This is a genomic window from Streptomyces dengpaensis, assembly GCF_002946835.1.
Classification (GTDB): domain Bacteria; phylum Actinomycetota; class Actinomycetes; order Streptomycetales; family Streptomycetaceae; genus Streptomyces; species Streptomyces dengpaensis.
This window is the reverse complement of sequence record NZ_CP026652.1, coordinates 7,023,982-7,050,442: the sequence shown is the minus strand read 5'-3', so window position 1 is coordinate 7,050,442 and position 26,461 is coordinate 7,023,982. Positions and strand designations below refer to the sequence as shown.

The 26,461-nt window shown below is 68.6% G+C and carries 20 protein-coding genes; 7 read left to right on the top strand and 13 right to left on the bottom strand.

What is annotated here, in order from left to right:
* Positions 1-274: 274 nt before the first annotated feature.
* The 6 genes from prcA to arc all read right to left on the bottom strand — a co-directional run bounded on the left by prcA (position 275) and on the right by arc (position 6,418).
* The gene (prcA, locus tag C4B68_RS32475; protein ID WP_099500073.1) at positions 275-1,042 is read right to left on the bottom strand and encodes a proteasome subunit alpha; all 768 of its coding nucleotides are present in this window, start codon (positions 1,040-1,042) and stop codon (positions 275-277) included.
* Between the two features lie 56 nt (positions 1,043-1,098).
* Positions 1,099-1,944 (bottom strand): proteasome subunit beta, encoded by an 846-nt coding sequence (prcB, locus tag C4B68_RS32470; protein ID WP_099500072.1) that lies wholly within the window; start codon positions 1,942-1,944, stop codon positions 1,099-1,101.
* The gene (locus C4B68_RS32465) at positions 1,896-2,489 is read right to left on the bottom strand and encodes an endonuclease VII domain-containing protein (RefSeq protein WP_373682195.1); all 594 of its coding nucleotides are present in this window, start codon (positions 2,487-2,489) and stop codon (positions 1,896-1,898) included. Before C4B68_RS32465 ends, prcB begins: the two co-directional genes overlap by 49 nt.
* Positions 2,490-2,521: 32 nt before the next feature.
* Positions 2,522-2,740, bottom strand: a complete 219-nt coding sequence (locus tag C4B68_RS32460; RefSeq protein WP_075027689.1) for a ubiquitin-like protein Pup — start codon at positions 2,738-2,740, stop codon at positions 2,522-2,524.
* Positions 2,741-2,905: 165 nt separating this feature from the next.
* Positions 2,906-4,417 carry a depupylase/deamidase Dop gene (dop, locus tag C4B68_RS32455; protein WP_338059739.1) on the bottom strand — a complete coding sequence of 504 codons (1,512 nt, stop codon included), beginning with the start codon at positions 4,415-4,417 and terminating at the stop codon, positions 2,906-2,908.
* A gap of 234 nt (positions 4,418-4,651) precedes the next feature.
* Positions 4,652-6,418, bottom strand: coding sequence for a proteasome ATPase (arc, locus tag C4B68_RS32450; protein ID WP_099500070.1), 1,767 nt, complete (start codon positions 6,416-6,418; stop codon positions 4,652-4,654).
* A gap of 254 nt (positions 6,419-6,672) precedes the next feature.
* On the opposite strand from arc, the gene C4B68_RS32440 reads away from it, so the two are divergent.
* Positions 6,673-6,978, top strand: a complete 306-nt coding sequence (locus C4B68_RS32440; RefSeq protein WP_099500068.1) for a ferredoxin — start codon at positions 6,673-6,675, stop codon at positions 6,976-6,978.
* Positions 6,979-7,072: 94 nt separating this feature from the next.
* On the opposite strand, the gene C4B68_RS32435 is transcribed toward C4B68_RS32440, so the two are convergent.
* The 3 genes from C4B68_RS32435 to C4B68_RS32425 all read right to left on the bottom strand — a co-directional run bounded on the left by C4B68_RS32435 (position 7,073) and on the right by C4B68_RS32425 (position 10,338).
* Complete coding sequence (locus C4B68_RS32435; protein WP_099500067.1) at positions 7,073-7,645, bottom strand: hypothetical protein; 573 nt, start codon at positions 7,643-7,645, stop codon at positions 7,073-7,075.
* A 228-nt stretch (positions 7,646-7,873) separates the two neighbouring features.
* Positions 7,874-8,776 carry a tRNA (adenine-N1)-methyltransferase gene (locus C4B68_RS32430; protein ID WP_099500066.1) on the bottom strand — a complete coding sequence of 301 codons (903 nt, stop codon included), beginning with the start codon at positions 8,774-8,776 and terminating at the stop codon, positions 7,874-7,876.
* Between the two features lie 38 nt (positions 8,777-8,814).
* Complete coding sequence (locus tag C4B68_RS32425) at positions 8,815-10,338, bottom strand: site-2 protease family protein (RefSeq protein WP_099500065.1); 1,524 nt, start codon at positions 10,336-10,338, stop codon at positions 8,815-8,817.
* A gap of 174 nt (positions 10,339-10,512) precedes the next feature.
* On the opposite strand from C4B68_RS32425, the gene C4B68_RS32420 reads away from it, so the two are divergent.
* A complete protein-coding gene (locus C4B68_RS32420; protein ID WP_099500064.1) occupies positions 10,513-11,538 on the top strand; it encodes a RecB family exonuclease in 1,026 nt (341 codons plus the stop codon).
* 379 nt (positions 11,539-11,917) lie between these two features.
* Positions 11,918-12,589, top strand: coding sequence for a response regulator (locus C4B68_RS32415; protein ID WP_099500063.1), 672 nt, complete (start codon positions 11,918-11,920; stop codon positions 12,587-12,589).
* Positions 12,590-12,762: 173 nt separating this feature from the next.
* Here C4B68_RS32415 and C4B68_RS32410 read toward each other — a convergent pair whose 3' ends face one another.
* The 4 genes from C4B68_RS32410 to metH all read right to left on the bottom strand — a co-directional run bounded on the left by C4B68_RS32410 (position 12,763) and on the right by metH (position 20,891).
* Positions 12,763-14,346: an ABC transporter substrate-binding protein gene (locus C4B68_RS32410; protein ID WP_099500458.1), complete on the bottom strand. Its 1,584-nt coding sequence runs from the start codon at positions 14,344-14,346 to the stop codon at positions 12,763-12,765.
* 70 nt (positions 14,347-14,416) lie between these two features.
* On the bottom strand, positions 14,417-16,021 hold the full coding sequence (locus C4B68_RS32405; RefSeq protein WP_099500062.1) for an ABC transporter substrate-binding protein: 1,605 nt from the start codon (positions 16,019-16,021) through the stop codon (positions 14,417-14,419).
* Positions 16,022-16,509: 488 nt separating this feature from the next.
* Positions 16,510-17,211, bottom strand: a complete 702-nt coding sequence (locus C4B68_RS32395) for an HAD family hydrolase (RefSeq protein ID WP_099500061.1) — start codon at positions 17,209-17,211, stop codon at positions 16,510-16,512.
* Positions 17,212-17,360: 149 nt separating this feature from the next.
* Complete coding sequence (gene metH, locus C4B68_RS32390; protein ID WP_099500060.1) at positions 17,361-20,891, bottom strand: methionine synthase; 3,531 nt, start codon at positions 20,889-20,891, stop codon at positions 17,361-17,363.
* 269 nt (positions 20,892-21,160) lie between these two features.
* Between metH and C4B68_RS32385 the strand changes: the two genes are divergently transcribed.
* From C4B68_RS32385 to C4B68_RS32370, 4 genes are all read left to right on the top strand, one after another.
* On the top strand, positions 21,161-21,925 hold the full coding sequence (locus C4B68_RS32385) for an IclR family transcriptional regulator (RefSeq protein WP_099500059.1): 765 nt from the start codon (positions 21,161-21,163) through the stop codon (positions 21,923-21,925).
* Positions 21,926-22,275: 350 nt separating this feature from the next.
* Positions 22,276-23,070 (top strand): MIP/aquaporin family protein, encoded by a 795-nt coding sequence (locus C4B68_RS32380; protein ID WP_099500058.1) that lies wholly within the window; start codon positions 22,276-22,278, stop codon positions 23,068-23,070.
* A 131-nt stretch (positions 23,071-23,201) separates the two neighbouring features.
* Positions 23,202-24,761, top strand: coding sequence for a glycerol kinase GlpK (glpK, locus tag C4B68_RS32375; protein ID WP_099500057.1), 1,560 nt, complete (start codon positions 23,202-23,204; stop codon positions 24,759-24,761).
* An 18-nt stretch (positions 24,762-24,779) separates the two neighbouring features.
* A complete protein-coding gene (locus C4B68_RS32370; protein WP_099500056.1) occupies positions 24,780-26,396 on the top strand; it encodes a glycerol-3-phosphate dehydrogenase/oxidase in 1,617 nt (538 codons plus the stop codon).
* Positions 26,397-26,461: the final 65 nt, after the last annotated feature.

The following is a 26,461-nucleotide window of genomic DNA, read 5'->3' as shown; positions in this document are numbered from 1 at the left end:
CCACCCACCCGCACCCGCCGAACGACGGGAGGGGCCGGAGCCGGAACATCACATGCCCGTCGTTTACGCCCGGATCTGGAAACAGCTCCCCATAGGCCAACGTCTGATCCACCGGCGACGGGCGGATGTACCTGCACCGGCCCCGACCCACCCACCGGCAGAAAGCGCCCACCGGCGGCGGAAAGCGCTCACCGGCGCAAAACGCACCGAAACGCGGCGCGCCCCGACCACAAAGGATCGGGGCGCGCGAAGAGCAGGGGCAAAACCGACGGGACTACTCGTCGTCGCCGTCCTCAGCCTCAGCCTCGGCCTCGGCCTCGGCCTCGGTAGCGGTCTCGGCACCGCCCGCCTCCAACAACCGAGCCAACTGCCGCCCAGCAATCCGCCTGAACTTCCGCTGCTGCGGCCGCGTCCGATCCAGCACCGCCACCTCAAGCCGCTCCGCCGGAATCTCCCGCTCACCACCGTTCGGCTCCCGCGACAGCGCCTCCACGGCCAGCTTCAAGGCCTCCGCCAGCGACATCCCGTCCTGATGACGCCGATCCAGATAGCCACTGATCTGCTCGGCATTACCACCGACCGCGACCGAACCGTGCTCATCCACGATCGACCCGTCATGCGGCAGCCGATAAATCTGATCACCCTCAGGCGTCTCGCCGACCTCGGCGACCACCAACTCCACCTCGTACGGCTTCTCAGCCGCACTCGAGAAGATCGTCCCCAAGGTCTGGGCATACACATTGGCCAGACCACGAGCAGTCACGTCATCACGGTCATAGGTGTAACCCCGCAGATCGGCGTACCGCACACCGCCGATCCGAAGGTTCTCGTACTCGTTGTACTTACCGGCCGCCGCGAAAGCGATCCGGTCATAGATCTCGCTGAACTTGTGCAGCGCACGGGACGGGTTCTCCCCGACGAACACGATGCCGTCGGCGTACTGCAGCACGACCAGGCTGCGGCCACGGGCGATGCCCTTGCGGGCGTACTCCGCCCGATCGGCCATGGCCTGCTGGGGTGAGACATAGAACGGCGTCGACACCGGCTATCCGTCCCTTTCTGTCGAAGTCAGTGGATCACCTGATAACGAAGGCGGGCTCAGAGCAGCGCGGCCCGCGGACCATCGGGCTGCTCAAGACGCCGCTCCAGAATCGAGCGGGCGATCTCGGAGGACTCCTCATCAGTCAGCTTGCGGAATCCCTCTTCGGTGATCACGGTGACGATCGGGTAGATCCGGCGGGCGACATCGGGACCACCGGTCGCCGAGTCGTCGTCGGCCGCGTCATACAGGGCCTGGACAACGAGCGTCGTCGCCTGCTGCTCGGTCAGGTCGGGGCTGTACAGCTTCTTCAGGGCACCGCGCGCGAAGATCGAGCCGGAGCCCGTGGCCGCGAAACCGTGCTCCTCCGAGCGGCCGCCGGTGACGTCGTAGGAGAAGATGCGGCCCTTCTCGCGGTCCACGTCGTACCCCGCGAACAGGGGAACCACGGCCAGGCCCTGCAGGGCCATGCCGAGGTTGGACCGGATCATGGTCGACAGGCGGTTGGCCTTGCCCTCCAGGGAGAGCTGAGCACCCTCGACCTTCTCGAAGTGCTCCAGCTCCAGCTGGAAGAGCTTGACCATCTCGACGGCGAGACCGGCGGTGCCGGCGATACCGACCGCCGAGTACTCATCCGCGGGGAACACCTTCTCGATGTCCCGCTGCGCGATGACGTTCCCCATGGTCGCCCGGCGGTCACCGGCGAGCACCACGCCACCGGGGAAGGTGGCGGCGACGATGGTCGTGCCGTGCGGGGCCTCGATCACGCCCTGGACGGGCGGCAGCTGCCGCTTACCCGGGAGCATTTCCGGCTGGTGCTCGGACAGGAAGTCCATGAAGGACGACGACCCAGGCGTCAGGAAGGCAGCCGGTAGACGCCCGGTGCTACGAGTATTGGCTTCCACGAGGATCCTTCCAAGTAGGCGGCAGCCCGACGAACCGCGTCGGGATCATCTCCCAACTTGCCGATGGCCGAATTGCAGTTGAAGCACAGTACGCCACGGACCCTACCCGTCTCGTGACAGTGATCCACATGAACGGCCGGAGCTTTCAGGCAGATCACACAGAGCCCCATCTGGGAGGCGACCATTGCGTCCCGCTCAGCTTCGGTGAGGCCGTACTGGCGCTTGAGATGCCCCTGCCTCCCCCGTGCGGCCTTACATGCCTTGCAACAAGTGGCAAGGCCGTCCGATGCCGTCGCGCTGCGATGCCACTCGCTGTGCGGCTTGGTCTCGCCACACCCGCGGCAGTACTTCTGCCTGGCAGGTACATCTACTCGCGGTCGCACGTTGCGCCCCTTGGCGACTTGCCGCTCTTGGTGGTGAGCAGCCGCGCACTCTCGGCAGTGAGCCTGCAAGCCGTCGCGCATCGCCTTGTTACTGGCGAAGGCTGCCCGCGGCTTGTGCTCCTTGCACCGCGAGCAACGCTTCACACCGTCTTCATTCTCCAATCCCAGCACCCCCGCCGCCTTCGATTCAAAGGCTACTGGCCGCCCTTCTGAACGAAACTTCGAACGAAGTCCTCGGCGTTCTCCTCTAGGACGTCGTCAATTTCGTCCAGCACAGAGTCCACGTCGTCGCTCAGCTTCTCCTGCCGCTCCTTGAGGTCCTCAGAGACCTGCGCGTCTTGCGCGGTCTCCTCGACCTCCTCGGTGGAGCGCGTCGCCTTCTGCTGTCCGCCGCCGGTGTCCTTGGTCGCCATAACCCTCACCCCGCTCGGTTCGACGTTCTTGATCAGACCCTACAAGCAGGGTCCGACATCGGCCCCGCAGTTCCCTTGTTCCCTCAACGTCCGGGGACCACCTCGATGATTCCCGGACGCCGACTTTTCCACTCTGCCGGACCGGATCGGCCCGAGCACACCTGCTCAGTTGCCTGACAGGACCCTGACCAGGTCTTCCGCCGTGCGACAGCGGTCCAGGAGTTCCTTGACGTGATTACGCGTTCCGCGAAGCGGCTCCAGGGTTGGAACGCGCTGGAGCGAGTCACGGCCGGGCAGGTCGAAGATGACCGAGTCCCAGGAGGCCGCCGCGACGTCGTCCGCGTACTGCTCGAGGCAGCGCCCGCGGAAGTAGGCGCGGGTGTCCTCCGGCGGCTTGGTGCGGGCCCGCTCGACGTCCGTCTCGTCCATGAGGCGCTTCATCTTGCCGCGTGCCGCGAGGCGGTTGTAGAGGCCCTTCTCGGCGCGTACGTCGGCGTACTGGAGGTCGACCAGGTGCAGCCGGGCGGCGTCCCAGTCGAGGCTGTCACGGCGCCGGTAGCCCTCCATGAGTTCCCGCTTGGCGACCCAGTCGAGTTCGCCGGAGAGGCTCATGGGGTCGTTCTCCAGGCGGTTGAGGGTGTCCTCCCAGCGCAGGAGGACGTCCTTGGTCTGGTCGTCGGCGTCCGATCCGAACCGTTCCTCCACGTACTTGCGTGAGAGCTCGAAGTACTCCATCTGCAGTTGTACGGCGGTCAGCGTGCGTCCGCTGCGGAGCGTGACGAGTCGCTTCAGTGTGGGGTCGTGCGAGACCTGGTGCAGCGTGCGTACTGGCTGGTCGACGGCCAGGTCCACGGCGATGAAGCCGTCTTCGATCATGGACAGGACCAGGGCGGTCGTGCCCAGTTTCAGATACGTCGAGATCTCGGAGAGGTTGGCGTCTCCGATGATCACGTGGAGGCGGCGGTACTTTTCCGCGTCCGCGTGGGGCTCGTCGCGCGTGTTGATGATCGGGCGCTTCAAGGTGGTCTCGAGGCCCACCTCGACCTCGAAGTAGTCCGCTCGCTGGCTGAGCTGGAAGCCGTGTTCGTGTCCGTCCTGGCCGATGCCGACGCGGCCCGCTCCGGTGACGACCTGGCGTGAGACGAAGAAGGGCGTGAGGTGGCGCACGATGTCGGAGAAGGGGGTTTCCCGCTTCATCAGGTAGTTCTCGTGCGTGCCGTACGAGGCGCCCTTGTTGTCGGTGTTGTTCTTGTAGAGGTGGATCGGCTGGGCGCCGGGGAGCTGGGCCGCGCGTTCTGCGGCTTCGGCCATGATGCGTTCGCCGGCCTTGTCCCAGAGGACGGCGTCGCGCGGGTTGGTGACCTCGGGGGCGCTGTACTCGGGGTGTGCGTGGTCGACGTAGAGCCGTGCGCCGTTGGTGAGGATCACGTTGGCCAGGCCGATGTCCTCGTCGGTGAGCTGGCTGGCGTCGGCGGCCTCGCGGGCGAGGTCGAAGCCTCGGGCGTCCCGCAGCGGGTTCTCCTCCTCGAAGTCCCAGCGGGCCCGGCGGGCCCGGTGCATCGCCGCCGCGTAGGCGTTGACGATCTGGGATGAGGTGAGCATGGCATTGGCGTTGGGGTGGCCGGGGACGGAGATCCCGTACTCCGTCTCGATGCCCATTACTCGCCGTACGGTCATGCGGCCCTCCTTGCCCGGCGGCGCCCTCGGTCGGGGGCGCTGCTCAAGTACCGCTGGCGCTCCGGTGCGTGTGCGGTGCCCGTCCCCGCACTGCGCGCCTCGGCGGTACGAAAGAGCCTAGAACGCCTTTGCGCTGGTGGGGAGATCATTTGCGTCATTGCTCTGCTCCAGCCGTGACCTGGAAAACAGTCGGCTGCGGGTACCCGTGGAGGGCACCCGCAGCCGCCCTGTCTTTTACAGGTACTGCCCGGTGTTGGCCACCGTGTCGATGGAGCGTCCGGTGTCTGCGCCCTGCTTTCCGGTGATGAGGGTACGGATGTACACGATCCGTTCGCCCTTCTTTCCGGAGATGCGGGCCCAGTCGTCCGGGTTGGTGGTGTTGGGCAGGTCCTCATTCTCCTTGAACTCGTCCACGCATGCCTGGAGGAGGTGGGAAACCCTGAGGCCCTTCTGGTTGTGTTCCAAGAAGTCCTTGATGGCCATCTTCTTGGCGCGGCCGACGATGTTTTCGATCATGGCGCCGGAGTTGAAGTCCTTGAAGTAGAGGACTTCCTTGTCGCCGTTGGCGTAGGTGACCTCGAGGAAGCGGTTTTCCTCGGTTTCGGCGTACATCTGTTCCACGGCGGTCTGGATCATGCCGTGGACGGTGGCCGACTTGTCGCCGCCGTGTTCTCCGATGTCTTCGGAGTGCAGGGGGAGGCGTTCGGTGAGGTACTTGCCGAAGATGTCCTTGGCGGCCTCGGCGTCCGGGCGCTCGATCTTGATCTTCACGTCGAGGCGTCCGGGCCGCAGGATCGCGGGGTCGATCATGTCCTCGCGGTTGGAGGCGCCGATGACCACGACGTTCTGCAGGCCTTCCACGCCGTCGATCTCGGCGAGCAGCTGGGGGACGATGGTGTTCTCCACGTCCGAGCTGACGCCTGATCCACGGGTGCGGAAGAGGGATTCCATTTCGTCGAAGAAGACGATGACGGGGGTGCCCTCGCTGGCCTTTTCCCGTGCTCGCTGGAAGACGAGGCGGATCTGTCGCTCGGTCTCGCCGACGTACTTGTTCAGGAGCTCGGGGCCCTTGATGTTGAGGAAGAAGCTCTTGCCGGTGGCCTGTCCGGTCACTTCGGCGACCTTTTTGGCCAGTGAGTTGGCGACGGCCTTGGCGATCAGTGTCTTGCCGCATCCGGGGGGTCCGTAGAGCAGTACGCCCTTGGGCGGGCGCAGTTCGTGCTCCTTGAAGAGGTCGGGGTAGAGGTAAGGGAGCTCGACGGCGTCGCGGATCATTTCGATCTGGTTTCCCAGGCCGCCGATCTGCTCGTAGCCGATGTCCGGGACCTCTTCGAGGACGAGTTCCTCGACTTCGCTCTTCGGGACAACTTCGTAGACATAGCCGGATCGGGGTTCGAGCAGAAGGGCGTCGCCGGGGCGGATGGTGACGTCCAGCAGCGGCTCGGCGAGCCGTACCACCCGTTCCTCGTCGGTGTGCCCGACCACGAGGGCGCGTTCGCCGTCCTCGAGGATCTCCTTGAGGGTGACGATGTCGCCGACGCTCTCGTACTCCATGGCCTCGACCACGTTGAGGGCTTCGTTGAGCATCAGTTCCTGGCCGCGCCGGAGCTCGTCGAGCTCCACGCTGGGGCTGACGTTCACGCGGAGCTTGCGGCCCCCTGTGAAGATGTCGGCCGTGCCGTCCTCGTTCGCCGTGAGGAAGACACCGAAGCCTGCCGGCGGCTGTGCGAGCCGGTCGACCTCCTCCTTGAGGGCCACGATCTGGTCGCGGGCCTCACGGAGCGTGTTGGCGAGCCGCTCGTTCTGTGCGGACACGCCGGCCAGGTTGGTCTGCAGCTCGACGATCCGCTCTTCGAGAATCCTCGTGTGACGCGGAGAGTCGGCGAGCTTGCGTCGCAGGACGGCGATCTCCTGCTCAAGGTAGGCAATCTGCCCGGTGGGGTCATCGGACCCTCGTCCCGGCCGGATGCCGCGGTTCATGTCGTCGTCGTGGGCTGCCACGGTCCTCACCTCCTCCAAGGGGAGCTGGACGCTTCCAGACCCTACCTGGGTGGGTGTCGATTGAAACCCCTAGATCACAAAGACTGTCGAGGTGTGTCCGATCTTCACCCTTGCGCTCTCCCTCACGCCAGGGGAATACCCACCGAACATGGTTGGGAAGCGGACGGAGGTAGGCTCGAAGTGTTCAACACCCGTCAGAGCTGGCCTGATTCCCGAGTCTTCGGGTCGCTCGGCGCAAGAAAACGGCAGGAGAAATGACCGTGCAGCAGGAGGCCGGATTCGGCGGCGAGGCACTCGAGGTGTGGATCGATCAGGATCTGTGTACGGGCGACGGAATCTGTGCCCAGTATGCGCCCGAGGTCTTTGAGCTGGACATCGACGGTCTGGCCTATGTGAAGGGTTCGGACGACGAGTTGCTGCAGGCCCCGGGTGCCACAACGCCCGTACCGCTTCCGCTTCTGCGCGATGTGGCGGACTCCGCGAAGGAGTGTCCGGGCGACTGCATTCATGTGCGTCGGGTTTCGGACAAGGTCGAGGTCTACGGCCCTGACGCGGAGTGACGTAAACGGCACTCCACGTCACTCACTGTCTGGTTTCTCACACCCTTCGCGGGCGGAGGGTGTTGTCGTATCCGGGGGACTTCGGAGGGTGTTCTCACACACTGCGTGCTTCGGACGGGGTGGAGCGGATGAACGCGCCGTCCTTCCACTGCCACTTGGCGCGGTCGTTCACGTCGGGGCAGCAACTCGGTACGTCGGCCGAGGAGTAGCCGAGCAGGGTGGCGGTGACGGCGCCGTCGCGCAGGGCGAAGTCCGTGACGTTCAGGCGGTCCTTGGGGTCGATGAGGGTGGCCACGACGCGGGGCTCCTGTGCGTCGGCGGCCTGGGTGAGGACGTAGATGCCGTTGGGCGGGGTGCCCGAGCCGGCGTCGCAGTGGACGACGGCCACGGTCTCGGGGCGGCCGTCGCCGTCCAGGTCTCCGGAGGCCTTCTTCTCCACGATGGCTTTGGTGGGTCCGCATGCGATGGGGAAGTCGACGCGTGCGGGGTCGGGAGCGGCGGTGGCCGCCGCGGATTTCGCTTCGGGGCCTGGCTGGGCCGCGGTCGCGGGGTCGGGCTGGAGGACGGAGGAGAGCGCGACGACGCCGGCGACGGCGGTGGCCGTGGCGACCCACTGGATGGGGCTGGTGTGCGTGTGTGCCAGTTCCGGGACGGCGGATTGCTGCACTAGGAGTGTCTCCCGTGAGGGCTGTGCCGGTGGGGGTGACCCGCATGGTGCCACACGTCACAGTGGGGTGGAACGGCGGGGTCCGGACTTCTGGCGGGCTTTTGGCGGTGCGTCAGCACAAGAGCGCGTCAACGGAAAAGCGCTGTGGCCGAGTTCCGCGACGGATGCGGGAACTCGGCCACAGGTGTGGTGCGTTGGGTTGGCCGGCGGTGGTGCGCGCCGGATGTGTCAGCGGGCAGCGCCGCCGTCGGCGTTCGGGCCGGCGTAGTCCTCGCCGTAGGCGCCCTTGGCGGGGCGGCGGCGGCGCATGGGCGGCTCGACGCCGTCGGCGAGGCGGCGGGCGGTGAGCAGGAAGCCGGTGTGGCCGATCATGCGGTGGTCGGGGCGGACGGCCAGGCCCTCGATGTGCCAGTTGCGGATCATCGATTCCCAGGCGGTCGGCTCGTTGAAGGAGCCGATCTCGCGGATGGACTCGACGGTCCGGGCGAGCTGGGTGGTGGTGGCGACGTAGCAGCAGAGGATGCCGCCGGGGACGAGTGCCTTGGAGACGGCCTCCAGGCATTCCCAGGGGGCGAGCATGTCGAGGATGACGCGGTCGACGTCGGTGTCGCTGAGGTTGTCCTGGAGGTCGCCGACGGTGAGCTGCCAGGCGGGGTGGGGGCCGCCGAAGTAGCGCTCCACGTTCTGCTGGGCGATCTCGGCGAAGTCCTCACGGCGCTCGTAGCTGTGCAGCATGCCCTGGTCGCCGATGGCGCGCAGCAGGAAGCTGCTGAGCGAGCCGGAGCCGACGCCGGCCTCCACGACGCGTGCGCCGGGGAAGATGTCGGCGAAGGCGAGGATCTGCCCCGCGTCCTTGGGGTAGACCACGGCGGCGCCGCGGGGCATGGACAGGACGTAGTCGGGGAGCAGGGGGCGCAGCGCGAGATAGGCGACGTTCCCCGTGGTGCGGACAACGCTGCCCTCGGGAGCGCCGATCAGCTCGTCGTGCGGGAAGGAACCCTTGTGGGTGTGGAAGTTCTTCCCCGCTTCAAGCGTGAACGTGTAGTGGCGGCCCTTGGGGTCGGTCAGCTGTACCTGGTCCCCGACCTTGAAGGGCCCGCGCCTGCGGGCGGCACCGGTCGGTTCGGACATGTGACCAGCCTACCGGTCCTGGAACGCGCCTTGGACCATCAGGACGGCCTGGCCATGGCCTTCACGAAGGCTCGTTCCACGTCCGCGGCCGACAGGACGCCGTAGATCTCGCCGGATTCCTCGACGACCAGGTATTCGGTGGCGGGGGTGGCGCGCAGGACGTCGAGGAGGTCTTCGCCCGCGAGTTCGGCGGAGACGCGCATGCCGTCGGTGAGGTCCTGGGCGAGGCCGCTGACCGCGACCCAGGGGCGGCGGTGTTCGGGTACGCCGACGATGGCGGCTTCGCGGACGAGGGAGAGCGGTTCGCCGTCGGCGTCGACCACGACGAGGGCGCGGGCGCCGGCGGCGTTGGCGCGGCGCAGGGCCTCCGAGAGCGGGGTGTTCGTCTCGACCGGGACGGCGCGCCGGGTGAGTGAGCGGGCGCGCAGCTCGGGGAGGTGTTCGCGCAGGCGGGCCATGCGGAGGCTGTTGCCGGCGCCGGTCCAGATGATCGCGGCGAGGATGGCGGCGAGCAGGGCGTCGGTGATGGTGTCCATGCTGCCGACGTTGTCGGGGGCGTCGCCGAGTGCTCCGGACTGGGTGAGGAGGGGCAGTCCGATCAGTACGGAGACGGCGAGGGCGCGGCCGACCCAGGCGGCGGCGATCGTGCCGTTCATCGGCTTGCCGGTGATCTTCCAGACGACGGCGCGGAGCATGCGGCCGCCGTCGAGGGGCAGTCCGGGCAGCAGGTTGAAGGCGGCCACGATGAGGTTGGAGATCATGAGGCCGGCCAGCAGGACGCCGGGGACGGTGCCGGGTTCGACGGCTTGCATGGCTGCGTAGAAGAGGCCGGAGAGGACGAGGGAGAGCAGGGGGCCGACGAAGGCCAGGATGAACTCCCGGCCCGGGGTCTCGGCCTCCTTCTCGATTTCCGAGACGCCTCCGAAGAACTGCAGCTGAATCCGGCGCACGGGCAGTTTGAAGCGGAGGGCGGCGACGGTGTGGGCCAGTTCGTGGACGAGTACGGAGGCGTAGAAGGCCACCGCGAAGAAGAGGGACACCAGGTAGCGGGCGGCGCCGAGTTCCGGGAGCACCCGGTCGAGCTGGCCGCCGAACACCCAGGTGATCAGTGCGGCGACGAGGAACCAGCTGGGCGCGACGTAGACGGGCACGCCGAAGGGCCGGCCCATGAGCAGCCCGCCGCCGGGCTCCTTGCCGCGGCGCGGCGGCCGCAGGCCGGTTGTGGACTGTGCCCGCCTACGGGCCGAGTCGGGCGATGGGGTCTGTGGGCCGGGCGCATGGTCGTCCGCGGCGCCGTACGGCTCGGATGTGTCGCCCGGGGCGCCGGTGTGGGGGGCGTCCGGCTCTGGCGTCGGGCCGGGGGGTGTCTGGGCCTTGTCCGGGGTGTCCGGCCGGGGCTCGGGATCGCTCGGGGGCGTCGGATCCGTGGGGCTGTCTTGTCGGGCCGGTCCGGGGCGCGTGGTGTCGGCGGCCGGGCCGGTGGAGGCCTGGGGCCTCTCGTGGCTCTCGGTCGCTTCGTCGGTACCGGACCGCGGCTGCCCGCTCCCGCCGCTCTCGTCCACGATGTCCCCTCGTTCGAAGCGTCCCCTGCCCCGATCATGCGGAGCGGGAGGGTCTGTGGTCGATGGTATGCGCCCGTCGCGGTGCGTTCTGCCCCGGCACCCCCTCCGTTTTCCGCGCGGTCGCCCGCACCGCGGGTAGGTCACTGTCAGTGGCGGGCCGTAAGGTCTGTCGTCATGGAGACGAGCACCGAGGGCGCCGCGCGGACGGGCACCGACGACAGCGCCGAGGCCGCCGTGCCGGCCGGGCGGACCGAAGCCGTCGCGCCCGCAGCGGCGGAAGCGGCCGGGGCGGCGGAGGCGGTCGCGGCCGTCGCCGGCGGGCGGGCCGCGGGGGTCGCGGCCGCCGTGCCGCCCGCGTCGCTCTCGCCCTCGCGCGCCAGTGACTTCATGCAGTGTCCGTTGCTGTACCGGTTCCGGGTGATCGACAAGCTGCCCGAGAAGCCGAGTGAGGCGGCGACCAGGGGCACCTTGGTGCACGCGGTCCTTGAGCGGCTCTTCGACGCACCCGCGACGGAGCGGACGGCGCCGCGCGCCAAGTCGTTGATCCCCGGGCAGTGGGACCGGCTGCGGGAGACCAAGCCGGAGGTCGTGGAGCTGTTCGCCGACGATCCGGAGGGCGAGCGGCTGGCGCGCTGGCTCGCCGAGGCCGAGCGGCTGGTGGAGCGGTGGTTCACGCTGGAGGACCCGACCCGGCTCGAACCCGCCGAGCGGGAGCTGTTCGTCGAGGCCCGGCTCGACTCGGGGCTCAAGCTGCGCGGGATCATCGACCGGGTCGACGTGGCGCCGACGGGCGAGGTCAGGATCGTCGACTACAAGACGGGCAAGGCGCCTCGGCCCGAGTACGCCGAGGGCGCCCTGTTCCAGATGAAGTTCTACGCGCTGGTGGTGTGGCGGCTGAAGCGGGTGGTCCCGCGCCGGCTCCAGCTCGTCTATCTCGGCAGCGGTGACGTGCTGACGTATGACCCGGTGATCGCGGACCTGGAGCGTGTCGAGCGCAAGCTGCTCGCCCTGTGGGAGGCGATCCGGCAGGCCACCGAGACGGGCGACTGGCGGCCGCGCCCGACCAAGCTCTGCGGCTGGTGCGACCACCAGGCGGTTTGTCCGGAGTTCGGCGGCACTCCCCCGCCGTATCCGCTGCCGGTGCGGGAGGCAGGCCTTTCATCGGCCGGGGGTCCGGCCCGCGGCGCGGCCGCCGGCTGAGCGAGCGCCCCCGGGACAGCACAGTCGCTGCCGGTGCGGGAGGCGGGCCCTTCGTCGGCCGGGGGTCCGGCCCGCGGCGCGGCCGCCGGCTGAGCGAGCGCCCCCGGGACAGCACAGTCGCTGCCGGTGCGGGAGGCGGGCCCTTCGTCGGCCGGGGGTCCGGCCCGCGGCGCGGCCGCCGGCTGAGCGAGCGCCCCCGGGACAGCACAGTCGCTGCCGGTGCGGGAGGCGGGCCCTTCGTCGGCCGGGGGTCCGGCCCGCGGCGCGGCCGCCGGCTGAGCGAGCGCCTTGGGACTGCGCAGACGCCGGCTGTGAGGGCGCCGGAGTCAGGCCGCGCCGCGCAGGGCAGAATGGGGCCGGACTAGCGAAGGAGACTTACGTGGCCATCCGCGTCCTACTGGTCGACGACCAGCCGCTGCTGCGTACCGGCTTCCGGATGATCCTGGAAGCGGAGCAGGACCTTGCGGTCGTCGGCGAGGCCGGTGACGGTCTCCAGGCACTCGACCAAGTACGTGCCCTGCAGCCCGATGTGGTTCTGATGGACATCCGTATGCCGCGGATGGACGGTGTCGAGGCGACCCGGCAGATCACCGGCCCCGGCCGGGACGGTCCGGCGAAGGTCCTGGTCCTGACGACCTTCGACCTCGACGAGTACGTGGTGGAGGCGCTGCGCGCGGGCGCCAGCGGCTTCCTCCTCAAGGACGCGCCCGCCCATGAGCTGGTGCAGGCGATCCGGGTGGTCGCGGCGGGCGAGGCGATGCTCGCGCCGAGCATCACGCGCCGGCTGCTCGACAAGTACGCGGGCCATCTGCCGTCCGGCGACGAGCCGGTTCCGGACACGCTGCACACGCTGACCGAGCGTGAGGTCGAGGTGCTGAAGCTGGTGGCGCGCGGCCTGTCGAACGCGGAGATCGCGGCCGATCTGTTCGTCAGTGAGACCACGGTCAAGACGCATGTGGGCCATGTCCTGACCAAGCTGGGGCTGCGCGACCGGGTGCAGGCCGCGGTGTACGCGTACGAGAGCGGGTTGGTGCGCCCCGGCGCGCAGTAGGACCGGCACGCACAACGGGAACGCAGGAGGACCGGCACCCACGACAGGGCGTAGCAGGACCCGCGCGCACGGCGGGTGCGCCCCGCCCCCAGTGGCACAGTGCGGAAACGGCAGGCGCCCCCTCCCCCGGAGAACCGGAGGAAGGGGGCGCCTATTGTTTGCGTGCCTGGCTGTCAGCCCTTGCTGATCTCCCAGAAGCGGAAGACGGTCGACGCGTCGAGGCAGTACTCGAGGCCGTAGACGTTGTCGCGGACGACGGCGTACTGCTTGGCCTGCCAGATGGGGATGACCGGCAGTTCGTCGGCGACGAGGTCCTGGAGTTCGCTGTAGTCGCCTTCGGTCGAGGAGCGGTTGCTCTCGGAGGCCGTCTTGGGGATGAGTTGGCCGGTGATCGTGCTGTTGGTGAAGTTGTTGCTCAGCACGTTGCCCTTGCCGAAGAAGGGGGCGGTGAAGTTGTCCGGGTCCGGGTAGTCGGGGACCCAGCCCTTCACGTACACGCCGTACTTGCCCTCGGCGATGTCCTTCTCGTACTGGTCGAAGTCGACGGACTTCACGGTCGCGTCGAACAGCCCGCTGGCGTTGAGCTGCTTGGCGATCGCCTTGAACTCCTGGTCGGTGGAGGGGCCGTAGCGCGACGGGGTCGACCAGAGCGTCAGCTTGACCTTGTCGGTGATGCCGTCGGCGCGCAGCGCGGCCTCGGCCTCGGACCGCGAGGGGCGGGCGCCGTAGGTGTCGAAGAAGGAGGTGTTGTGGCCGGTGATGCCGGCCGGGATGATCGAATAGAGCGGTGTCGCCGTGCCCTCGTAGACCTCGTCGACCAGGGCCTCGCGGTCCAGGAGATAGGCGATGGCCTGGCGCACGCCGACCTTGCCGGCGACCGGGTCGTCCATGTTGAAGACCAGGTGCTGCACTTCGGCGCTGCTGCCCTCGGCGACGTTGATGCCCTTGCCGGTGGCGCTGTCGCTCGCGATGTCGGCGATGTCGTCGGCGGCGAGGCCTCGGTAGGCGATGTCGATCTCGCCGTTGAGTACCGCCTTCTTCAGGCCGGCCTGGTCGCCGTGGAAGAACTTCAGGGTCACGCCCGCGTTGTTCACCTTGGCGGTGCCCTTGTAGCCGGCGTTGACGGAGAAGACGGCCTCGTCCTTGCTGAAGGAGTCCAGCTTGTACGGGCCGGAGCCGACCGCCTTGTTGTCCTTGCGCAGTCCGTCGGCGGAGTACTGCTTGTGGTTCACGATCGAGCCGGCGCCGGAGGCGATCTTGCTTGGGAAGGTGGCGTCGGCGTGCTTGAGACGGAAGACGACGGTCTTCGCGTCGGGGGTCTCCACCGTGTCGAGCATGGGGAACATGATCGCGGGACCGGCGCTGTCGTTGATCTTCAGCATGCGGTCGAAGGAGAACTTGACGTCCTTCGAGGTGAGCGGGTCACCGTTGCTGAATTTCAGCCCGTCCTGCAGCGTGCACTTGTAGACCTTGGTCTGGGTGTCCGCGAACACGCAGTCCTTGGCGGCCTCCGGCACCGGCTCCGTGCCGCCCTTGGGGAAGCTCAGCAGCGACTGGAAGACGTTGTTGAACAACAGCCAGGATCCGGGGTCGTAGCCGGACGCCGGGTCGGTGGCGAGGACGTCGTCGGACATCCCCATCACGACGGAGGTGCCCTCGGCCCCGGTGTCTTCGGTCTCCGAACCGCATCCGGTGAGCAGGCCGGAGGCCAGTCCGACCACGATGGGCAGGACTGGCCACTGGTTGCGCATGTTCACGTGCATGTGCCTTGTCGTCGGTGTCGAACGGGTCTCCGGGGCCGGCGTGGCCCCGGGGCAAGAGGGTCGGTCAGCCGCTGACGCCGCGGCCGAGCTCCCACAGCTGGAGCGTCGAGGAGGAGTTGAGGGCCCACTCGGCGCCGGTGATGTCGTCGCGCGTGGCGATGTACTGCTTGCCCTGCCACAGGGGCAGCAGCGGGACGTCGTCGGCCACGATGTCCTGGATGTCGGTGAGGCTCTTCGACGCGGTGAGGCGGTCGGCCTCGCGCCGGGATTCCGGGATCAGGTTGTTGATGATCTGGCTGTTCGCGTACGGCGACTTGAGGAAGTTGTCCTTGTCGAGGAACGGCGCCAGAAAGCTGTCGGCGTCCGGGAAGTCGGGGAACCAGCCCATGCCCCAGACGTCGTACTCGCCCGCCCGCTCGGCCGGGACGAACTTGTCCCAGGTCGTGCCCGTGATGCTGACGTCGAAGAGGCCGCTCTCGTTCAGCTGCTTCTTCAGGACCTCGAACTCCTCCTGGGTGGCGGCGCCGTAGTGGTCCGACGTGTAGTGCAGGGTGAGCTTCACCGGAGTGGTGATGTCGGCCTCGGCCAGCAGCGTCTTGGCCTTGGCGACGCTGGGGTCCCCGTACGCGTTGAAGAACGAGTTGGAGTGGCCGGTGATGGTGGCCGGGACCATCGAGTAGAGGGGCTCGGCCTGGGAGCCGTACACCTGGGCTATGAGCTCGCCGCGGTTGACGATCTGGGCCATGGCCTGGCGGACGGCCCGGGTCTTCACCGTCCGGGCATCGGTCTTGAAGGCCAGGTAGCGGATTTCCAGGCCGGGCATCTCGACCAGGTCGATGTCGCTGTCCGTGGCGGTGCCGAGCTTGTCGATCTGATCCGGCGTCATCGAGCGGGTCATCAGGTCGATGTCGCCCTCTTCGAGCGCGGCGCCCATGGCGTTGGCGCTCTCGAAGGTGCGCAGCTCGACCTTGCTGTTCTTCACCTTCAACTGACCCTGGTAGTTGGGGTTCTTGGTGAAGAGAAGCTTGGTGGCCTTGCCGTCCTCGACGTCGGCCTCGAAGGTGTACGGGCCGGAGCCGTCCACCTGGAAGCCCTCGCGCAGCTTGCCCCGCTCGTAGTCCTTGGGGTTGACGATGCCGGCGACCGGGGTCGACAGCTTGAACGGGAAGGTGGCGTCCGCGGTCTTGAGGTGGAAGATCACCTCGCGGTCGCCCTGCGTCTCGACGGTGTCGATGGTGGACAGCAGTGCGAACACACCACTGTCGGACTTGAGCGACAGCGCGCGGTCGATCGAGAACTTGACGTCCTTCGCGGTGACGGGGTCGCCGTTCGCGAACTTCAGGTCCTTGCGCAGGGTGCAGGCGTAGCGCTCGTTGCCGGCGTCGCTGAAGCCGCACTGCTCGGCGGCCTCGGGCTCCGGCACGCCGTCGCCGCGCGGCTGGACCATCAGAGTCTGCACGGTCTGGCGGAGAATGTTCCACGTGCTGACGTCGTACGCGTACGCCGGGTCGAGGGGAGCCGGGGCATCCTTCGATTCCGTGAACGCGTCCGTGGTACCGACAACGATGGCATCGCCGCTGTCGCTCCCGGTGCCGGATCCACCACACGCGGCGAGCACCGGGGCGAGCAGACCGACGACGGCCGGCAGCACCAAAGTCTTGCGCTTCATGCTCGAAGTTCTCCAGAGCGGTAGGTTCCGCGAACCCGCATGCGAGGGTGGTGCGGCGGGTCACGGAGGGTACGGCGATGTTCTCGCGACGACATTAGTCCGCACCACCACGGGGGCCCGCAGGGACCGGAGTCGAGTTTCCATCACGCTGCGAAACCGGACGCGGACGCACCGATATCCCGAGAGCGGAAGGATTCGTGAAGGTTTCCACCAACCGGGACACAAGGGCACGTCAGCCACCCCTGAAAGAGGGGTGGCTACACACGCCCTGGCCCGATGTCGAGCCCCTATCGAGTGATGAACGTCACAGTGTCAACTCGGCTGAGGAGTACCGGAATTCAGCCATCAGGCCAGGAAATGAATTCCCGCGCGAGGCCGCTCGCGGTTACCGCGGGAAACCCCCCGGCATTTCCCGGTATTCAGTTCCGCACGCTCGGTGATTCGATTCCGCACGCTCGGTGATTCGGCTCCGTACGTTCGGTGAACGCCTAGAGCATTTCCGTCATCAAGCCGCGGAGGAAAGTCAGGTCGACCTCTTCGAGCGAGGACACCACGGTGCGCCGCTCCGCGGCGGCGATGGGCGCGATCGACGGTACGGCGACCACGTGGCAGCCCGCGGCCTCGGCGGCGGCGACACCCGTGGCGGTGTCCTCGATGACGGCGCATCTGGCCGGATCCGCGCCGAGCCCGGCGGCCGCGAGCAGATACGGGTCGGGGTACGGCTTGGTCCGCGACACCTCGTCGCCCGCGATGGTCAGCGCGAAGTAGTGGGGGCCGATCGAGGCGAGGACGCGGTCGATGATCCGCCGGTGCGAGGCGGAGACCAGGGCGGTGGGGATGTCGTGTGCCGCCAGCTCGGCGAGGAGCCTGGCCGCGCCCGGCATCATCGGCAGTGAGTGGTCGATACGGTCCTCGAACCCCTCGTTGAGCAGCACGGTCAGCTCGGCCAGGGGGATGTTCGCTCCGGTCGCCTCGATCAGGAATCCGGCACTGCGCGTCATGGGGCCGCCGACGACGACATGGCGCCAGGACTCGTCGAGGGTGTGACCGAGGGCCTTGAAGACCTCGACCTCGACGTCCCACCAGAAGCCCTCGGTGTCCACCAGAGTGCCGTCCATGTCGAGGAGCACGGCTTCCAGGGCAGAACCTTCGGCCGTACGGGTTCCGAGCGCGGGGACCGTTGTGGTCATCCGGGCGCACCTCCTTGAGGGACGATCAGGCCGGTTGCCCTTTTTCGGCAAAGGGGCAACCGGCCTGCGGTGGACCGATAAGTGTACGACCTTTCCGATCAGCGCGCGCTGAGGCGCGCGTCACTGTGCGGCGAGGCAGTCACCGTGCGTCACCGTGCGTTGAAATACTTCGCCTCGGGGTGGTGGATCACGATCGCGTCCGTGGACTGCTCCGGGTGGAGCTGGAACTCCTCGGAGAGGTGGACGCCGATGCGCTCCGGCTCCAGCAGCTCCGCGATCTTGGCGCGGTCCTCCAGGTTGGGGCAGGCGCCGTAGCCGAGGGAGAAGCGGGCGCCGCGGTACTTGAGGTCGAACATGTCCTCGATGGCGGCCGGGTCCTCGCCGGCGAAGCCCAGCTCGGCACGCACGCGCGCGTGCCAGTACTCGGCCAGCGCCTCGGCCAACTGCACGGACAGGCCGTGCAGTTCGAGGTAGTCGCGGTAGGCGTTCGTCTCGAAGAGCTTGGCGGTCTCCTCGCCGATCCGGGAGCCGACGGTGACGACCTGGAGGCCGACGACGTCCGTCTCGCCGGACTCCTCGGAGCGGAAGTAGTCGGCCAGGCACAGCCGGCGGCCGCGGCGCTGGCGCGGGAAGGTGAAGCGGGTGCGCTCGTTGCCCTGCTCGTCCAGGAGGATCAGGTCGTCGTCCTTGGACACGCACGGGAAGTAGCCGTAGACCACGGCCGCCTCCAGCAGGTTCTCCGTCTGCAGCTTGTCCAGTAGTCCGCGCAGCCGGGGTCGCCCCTCGGTCTCGACCAGTTCCTCGTAACTGGGCCCGTCGCCGGTGCGGACCTGCTTCAGGCCCCACTGGCCCTTGAACAGGGCGCCCTCGTCCAGCCAGGAGGCATACTCCCTGAGCTGGATGCCCTTGATGACGCGGGTGCCCCAGAACGGCGGGGTGGGCACGAGGTTGTCGACGGCGGTATCGGAACGGACGTGGCCCTCCTCGGGGCGCTCCTCGACAGCCGTGGTGGCGGCGGAGGGGCGCACCCGGCGCTGCTTCAGCTCCGGCAGCGCCGCTCCCGGCACCCCGCGCTTGACCCCGATCAGCGCGTCCATCAGGCGCAGGCCCTCGAAGGCGTCCCGGGCGTAGCGGACTTCGCCCTGGTAGATCTCGTGCAGGTCCTGCTCGACGTACGCCCGGGTCAGGGCCGCACCGCCGAGGATGACGGGGTAGTCGGCCGACAGTCCGCGCTGGTTGAGCTCCTCCAGGTTCTCCTTCATGATCACCGTGGACTTGACCAGGAGCCCGGACATGCCGATGACGTCGGCCTTGTGTTCCTCGGCGGCTTCCAGGATCGCGGAGACCGGCTGCTTGATGCCGAGGTTGACGACGTTGTAGCCGTTGTTGGACAGGATGATGTCGACGAGGTTCTTGCCGATGTCGTGGACGTCGCCGCGCACGGTGGCGAGGACGATGGTGCCCTTGCCCTCGGCGTCCGACTTCTCCATGTGCGGTTCGAGGTAGGCGACGGCCGCCTTCATGACCTCGGCGGACTGGAGCACGAACGGCAGCTGCATCTGGCCGGAGCCGAAGAGCTCGCCGACGACCTTCATGCCGTCCAGCAGCGTCTCGTTGACGATGTCGAGGGCGGGGCGCTCGGCCAGGGCGTCGTCCAGGTCCTTTTCGAGCCCGTTCCGCTCGCCGTCGATGATCCGGCGCTTGAGCCGCTCGTCCAGCGGCAGGGCGGCCAGCTCCTCGGCCTTGCCCGCCCTGAGCGACTTGGTGGTGGCGCCCTCGAACAGGGCCATCAGCTTCTGGAGCGGGTCGTAGCCCTCGGAACGCCGGTCGTAGATCAGGTCGAGCGCGGTCTTGACCTGTTCCTCGTCGAAGCGGGCGATGGGCAGGATCTTGGAGGCGTGCACGATCGCCGAGTCCAGGCCCGCCTTGACGCACTCGTCGAGGAAGACCGAGTTGAGCAGGATGCGGGCGGCCGGGTTGAGGCCGAAGGAGATGTTCGACAGGCCCAGCGTGGTCTGTACGTCCGGGTGGCGGCGCTTGAGTTCGCGGATCGCCTCGATCGTCGCGATGCCGTCCCCCCGGGACTCCTCCTGACCGGTGCAGATGGTGAAGGTGAGGCAGTCGATGAGGATGTCCGCCTCGTGGATGCCCCAGTTCGTCGTCAGGTCCTCGATCAGCCGCTCGGCGATCGCGACCTTCGTCTCGACCGTGCGGGCCTGGCCCTCCTCGTCGATGGTCAGCGCGATCAGCGCGGCACCGTGCTCCCGTGCCAGCCGGGTGACCTTCGCGAAGCGGGACTCGGGGCCGTCCCCGTCCTCGTAGTTGACGGAGTTGATGACGGCGCGGCCGCCGAGCCTCTCAAGTCCTGCGCGGATGACGTCGACCTCGGTGGAGTCGAGGACGATCGGCAGGGTGGAGGCGGTGGCGAAGCGTCCGGCCAGCTCCTCCATGTCGGCGACGCCGTCGCGGCCCACGTAGTCGACGCACAGGTCGAGCATGTGCGCGCCCTCGCGGATCTGGTCGCGGGCCATCTCCACACAGTCGTCCCAGCGGCCGTCCAGCATGGCCTCACGGAACTTCTTCGACCCGTTGGCGTTCGTCCGCTCGCCGATCGCCATGTAGGCGGTGTCCTGGCGGAAGGGGACGGTCTGGTAGAGGGAGGCGGCGCCGGGCTCGGGGCGCGGGTCACGCGGCCGGGGCTCCAGCTTCCTGACGCGCTCCACGACCTGCCGCAGATGCTCGGGCGTGGTGCCGCAGCAGCCGCCGATCAGGGAGAGGCCGTACTCGCGTACGAAGGTCTCCTGGGCGTCGGCCAGCTCGGGCGCCGTGAGCGGGTAGTGGGCGCCGTCCTTGCCGAGGACCGGCAGGCCCGCGTTCGGCATGCAGGACAGCGAGATACGGGAGTGGCGGGCCAGATAGCGCAGGTGCTCGCTCATCTCGGCCGGACCCGTGGCGCAGTTCAGGCCGATCATGTCGATGCCGAGCGGCTCGAGGGCGGTGAGCGCGGCGCCGATCTCCGAGCCGAGCAGCATGGTGCCGGTGGTCTCGACGGTCACCGAGACGATCAGCGGGACGTTCAGTCCGAGGGCGTCCAGACCGCGGCGCGCGCCGAGGACGGCGGCCTTGGTCTGGAGCAGGTCCTGGGTGGTCTCGATGAGGAGCGCGTCGGCGCCGCCCGCGATCATGCCCTCGGCGTTGCGCTGGTAGGCGTCACGCAGCGTGGTGTACGGGGCGTGGCCGAGGGTCGGCAGCTTCGTACCGGGGCCCATGGAGCCCAGCACCCAGCGCTGCTGTCCGGTGTTCGCCGTGAACTCGTCGGCGACCTCGCGGGCGATCCGGGCGCCCGCCTCGGACAGCTCGTAGACGCGGTCGGGGATGTCGTACTCGCCGAGGGCGGAGTGGTTCGCCCCGAAGGTGTTCGTCTCGACGCAGTCGACGCCGACGGCGAAGTACGCCTCGTGGACGGAGCGGACGATGTCGGGGCGGGTGAGGTTCAGGATCTCGTTGCAGCCTTCGAGGTCCTCGAAGTCCTCGAGCGTCGGGTCCTGCGCCTGGAGCATCGTGCCCATCGCGCCGTCGGCCACCACGACACGGGTGGCGAGCGCTTCTCGAAGGGCGTCGGTTCGCCTGCGGCTCTCGGAGAGAGCGGACGAAAGGGACGGGTTCGGCGACGAGGCCATGAAGGTGCTCCCTGGAGTGCGACGGCTGTCGGCTTTGCGCTTCCCATGGAAGGCGCACGCCGTCAGGGTAGCCCGGAGCATCGGCGAAGGGTCAGGGGCGTCCACGGGGCGGACGGGTGAGGCGCGGGCGGCGGTCGCGCCGAGACGGACGAAACATGCGGCCACCACCCATTAGCGGGAGGTCGGCAACGAACGGTAGTGTTCGGCATTGCCGAACGGCGGCAGTGAATCGCACGCCGTCGGTCGAAGGGGACGGAGGCAGCACGGCGATGGCACGGAACATCCAGTCGCTCGAGCGGGCGGCGGCGATGCTGCGGCTGCTCGCGGGCGGCGAGCGGCAGCTCGGCCTGTCGGACATCGCCTCGTCGCTGGGCCTGGCCAAGGGTACCGCTCACGGCATATTGCGCACCCTTCAGCAGGAGGGGTTCGTCGAGCAGGACACCGCCTCCGGCCGCTATCAGCTGGGCGCCGAACTGCTGCGGCTCGGCACCACGTATCTGGATGTGCACGAACTGCGGGCGCGCGCCCTGGTGTGGACCGACGACCTGGCCCGTTCCAGCGGGGAGAGCGTCTATCTGGGCGTGCTGCACCAGCAGGGCGTGCTGATCGTGCACCACGTGTTCCGGCCGGACGACAGCCGCCAGGTCCTGGAGGTCGGGGCCATGCAGCCGCTGCACTCCACGGCGCTGGGCAAGGTCCTGTCGGCGTACGACCCGGTGGCGCACAGCGAGGTCCTGGAGACCGAGCGCAAGGTGTTCACGCCGCGCACGGTGAGCGAGCTGGACCGGTTCGAGGCCGTGCTGGACCTGACCCGCGCGCGCGGGTACGCGTCCGACGTCGAGGAGACCTGGACGGGTGTCGCCTCGGTGGCCGCGCCCATCCACAACCGGCGGCGGATGCCGGTCGGCGCGGTCGGCATCACCGGGGCCGTGGAGCGGGCCTGCACGGACGGCGACATCCGCCCGGAGCTGATCGCGGCGGTACGGGACTGCGCCCGCGCGGTGTCACGGGATCTGGGGGCCGGGCGGTTCTGAGCTACGGGGAAAGGGCCGGGAAGCCAGGCGCTTCCCGGCCCTTTCATGCCGTCTGTCATGCCGTGGCGGCCACGGGAAGTCGCCGGTCGCGCGCGGTGCGCTGCCGTCCCGGGACCGATAGTTCCCGGCGATCAATAACGATCGTGTTTTCGATAGCCGAGCCCTTGACGAGCTGGGAACGCGGGAGCAAGACTCCCGTCCATCGGTCGGCATTGCCGAACACCTACCGGCAATAAGCGCTAGGGTGTGGCAACGCCAAGGGCCGGCATCGCTCTCATCCCACGAGAGCACGGACCACCGGAGGGACCCGGGGTTCGGCTTCCCCTGGACGAAGGACAAAGGAGTCGCGGGTGTCCAGCTCCGACATCTTCATCGGCGAGACCATCGGTACCGCCGTACTCATCCTGCTGGGCGGTGGCGTCTGCGCCGCCGTCACGCTGAAGGCCTCCAAGGCGCGCAACGCCGGCTGGCTCGCCATCACCTTCGGGTGGGGCTTCGCGGTACTGACCGCGGTCTACATCTCGGCGCCCCTCTCCGGCGCGCACCTCAACCCGGCCGTCACGATCGCGCTCGCGATCAAGGACAACGACTTCAGCAACGTCGCCACCTACTGGGGCGGCCAGCTGCTCGGCGCCATGATCGGCGCGGCCCTGGTCTGGCTCGCGTACTACGGCCAGTTCCTCGCGCACCTCACCGACCGCGAGATCGTCGGCGGTCCGGGCGCGCAGGCCACCAAGACCAAGGCCGTCGAGGCGCAGGAGACCGGCGCGGGCCCCGTGCTCGGCATCTTCTCCACCGGCCCCGAGATCCGGAACGCGGTGCAGAACCTCACCACCGAGATCATCGGCACCGTCGTCCTCGTCCTCGCGGTCCTCACCCAGGGTCTGAACGACAGCGGCAAGGGCCTCGGCACCCTCGGCGCCCTGATCACCGCCCTCGTGGTGGTCAGCATCGGCCTCTCCCTCGGAGGCCCCACCGGCTACGCGATCAACCCGGCCCGTGACCTCGGTCCGCGCATCGTGCACGCCCTGCTCCCCCTGCCCAACAAGGGCGGTTCCGACTGGAGCTACGCCTGGATCCCGGTCGTCGGTCCGCTGATCGGCGGAGCGATCGCAGCGGGCATATACAACGTCGCCTTCGCTTAAGAGCACAGCTGACACCTGAGAGCACAGCCACTCCAGAGCACAGCTCGTCAATGCGCAGCTCGCCCAAGCACCGCGCTGTATATACAACAAGCCCCTCCCCCACGGAACTTACGGACTTTCAGGAGCACACCGTGACCGACGCACACACCGCCGGCATCGCCTCTCACGGCCATGGGCCGTTCATCGCCGCGATCGACCAGGGCACCACCTCGTCCCGCTGCATCGTCTTCGACCGCGACGGACGCATCGTCTCCGTCGACCAGAAGGAGCACGAGCAGATCTTCCCGAAGCCGGGCTGGGTCGAGCACGACGCCGCCGAGATCTGGACCAACGTCCAGGAGGTCGTCGCCGGAGCCATCGAGAAGGCGGGGATCACCCGCGACGACATCAAGGCCATCGGCATCACCAACCAGCGTGAGACCACGCTGCTGTGGGACAAGAACACCGGTGAGCCCGTCCACAACGCCATCGTGTGGCAGGACACCCGCACCGACGCGCTCTGCAAGGAGCTCGGCCGCAACGTCGGCCAGGACCGCTTCCGCCGCGAGACCGGTCTGCCGCTCGCCTCGTACTTCGCGGGGCCCAAGGCCCGCTGGCTGCTCGACAACGTCGAGGGCCTGCGCGAGCGCGCCGAGGCCGGGGACATCCTCTTCGGCACCATGGACACCTGGGTCATCTGGAACCTGACGGGCGGTGTGAACGGCGGTCACCACGTCACCGACGTCACCAACGCCTCCCGCACCATGCTGATGAACCTGCACTCCATGGAGTGGGACGAGCGGATCGCCGAGTCCATCGGGGTCCCGCTGGCGATGCTGCCGGAGATCCGCTCCTCCGCCGAGGTGTACGGCGAGGTCACCGGCGGCCCGCTCGGCGAGCTCCTCGGCGGCATCCCGGTCGCCTCCGCGCTCGGCGACCAGCAGGCGGCCCTGTTCGGCCAGACCTGTTTCGCCGAGGGCGAGGCCAAGTCCACGTACGGCACGGGCACGTTCATGCTGATGAACACCGGTGACAAGGTCATCAACTCGTACTCGGGCCTGCTGACCACGGTCGGCTACCGCATCGGCGACCAGGCTCCGGTCTACGCCCTCGAGGGTTCGATCGCCGTCACCGGTTCGCTCGTGCAGTGGATGCGCGACCAGATGGGCCTGATCAAGTCCGCCGCCGAGATCGAGACCCTCGCGTCGTCGGTCGAGGACAACGGCGGCGCCTACTTCGTGCCGGCCTTCTCCGGTCTGTTCGCCCCGTACTGGCGCTCCGACGCCCGCGGTGTGATCGCCGGTCTGACCCGGTACGTCACCAAGGCGCACATCGCGCGCGCCGTCCTGGAGGCCACGGCCTGGCAGACCCGTGAGATCACCGACGCCATGACGAAGGACTCCGGCGTCGAGCTCACGGCCCTCAAGGTCGACGGCGGCATGACCTCCAACAACCTGCTGATGCAGACCCTGGCCGACGTCCTGGACGCCCCCGTGGTGCGCCCGATGGTCGCCGAGACCACCTGCCTCGGCGCCGCCTACGCCGCCGGTCTCGCCGTCGGCTTCTGGTCCAACACCGAGGACCTGCGCGCCAACTGGCGCCGGGCCGCGGAGTGGACTCCGAACATGGACGCGGAGACCCGCGACCGTGAGTACAAGAGCTGGCTCAAGGCCGTCGAGCGGACCATGGGCTGGATCGAAGACGAAAACTGACGAGGAGTTAGACCCGCAATGACCAGCCAGCCCACCCTGCGGACCGTGGCTGCCCTCGGTACGCACCCGGCCTCCGGCTCCAACCCGAGCCGCTCCGAGACCCGGGAACAGCTCTCCAAGGCGACGTACGACCTTCTCGTGATCGGCGGCGGCATCCTGGGCATCTCCACCGCCTGGCACGCCGCGCAGTCCGGTCTGCGGGTGGCTCTGGTCGACGCCGGTGACTTCGCCGGCGCCACCTCCTCCGCCTCCTCCAAGCTGCTCCACGGCGGTCTGCGCTATCTGCAGACCGGCGCGGTGAAGCTGGTGGCGGAGAACCACTTCGAGCGCCGTGCGGTCTCCCGCCAGGTGGCTCCCCACCTGGCGAACCCGCTCACGTTCTACCTCCCCGTGTACAAGGGCGGGCCGCACGGCGCCGCGAAGCTCGGCGCGGGTGTCTTCGCGTACTCGGCCCTGTCGGCCTTCGGCGACGGCGTGGGCCACCTGCTCTCGCCGTCGAAGGCCGCTCAGGACGTGCCCGAGTTGCGCACCGCCAACCTGAAGGCCGTGGCCGTGTACGGCGACGACCAGATGAACGACTCCCGGATGGCTCTGATGACGGTCCGCGCGGCCGTCGAGTCCGGCGCCGTCGTCCTCAACCACGCCGAGGTCACCGGCCTGCGCTTCACCCGAGGCCGGGTGACCGGCGCGGAGCTGCGCGACCGTCTCGACGGCAGCGAGTTCGGTGTGTCCGCGCGGCTGGTGCTCAACGCGACCGGACCGTGGGTGGACCACGTGCGCCGGATGGAGGACCCGAACGCGGCGCCGTCCATCCGGCTGTCGAAGGGCGCGCACCTGGTCCTCAAGCGCACCTCCCCCTGGAAGGCCGCGCTCGCCACGCCGATCGACAAGTACCGCATCACCTTCGCCCTCCCGTGGGAGGACATGCTGCTGCTCGGCACGACCGACGAGGAGTACGAGGGCGACCCGGCCGACGTCGCGGTCAACGAGAAGGACATAGCCCAGATCCTGGACGAGGCCGCGTTCTCGATCCGGGACCAGCAGCTGTCCCGTGACCTGATCACCTACTCCTTCGCGGGTCTGCGGGTGCTGCCGGGCGGCCCCGGCGACACGTCGAAGGCCAAGCGCGAGACCGTCGTCACGGAGGGCCGTGGCGGCATGCTGTCCGTCGCGGGCGGCAAGTGGACCACCTTCCGGCACATCGGCCGTACGGTCATGAAGAAGCTGGAGTCGCTGCCGGGCCACCCGCTGGGCGAGGACTTCGAGCCGATCTCCCAGCTGCCGAAGAAGCTGCCGCTCCCCGGTGTCGCCAACCCGCGCGCCGTCGCCCACCGCCTGCTCGTCGACGGACCGGCGCCCGGCCCGCGCATGGCGGCCGACACCGCCAAGCACCTGGCCACGCACTACGGTTCGCTGGCCTTCGACATCGCCCGCCTGGCGAACGAGAACCCGGAGCTCGGCGAGCGCGTCCACCCCGACGCCCCGGAGATCTGGGCGCAGGTCGTCTACGCCCGGGACAACGAGTGGGCCCAGACGGCGGACGACGTACTGCGCCGCCGTACGACACTGACGATCCGCGGCCTGGCCACGGACGAGGTGCGGGGCAAGGTGCAGGACCTGCTCGACGAGAAGTAGGCGCCCGAACGCGCGGGAGGGGCAGCTTCCTGGGGGGAAGCTGCCCCTCCCGCGTCCCCTGCGAA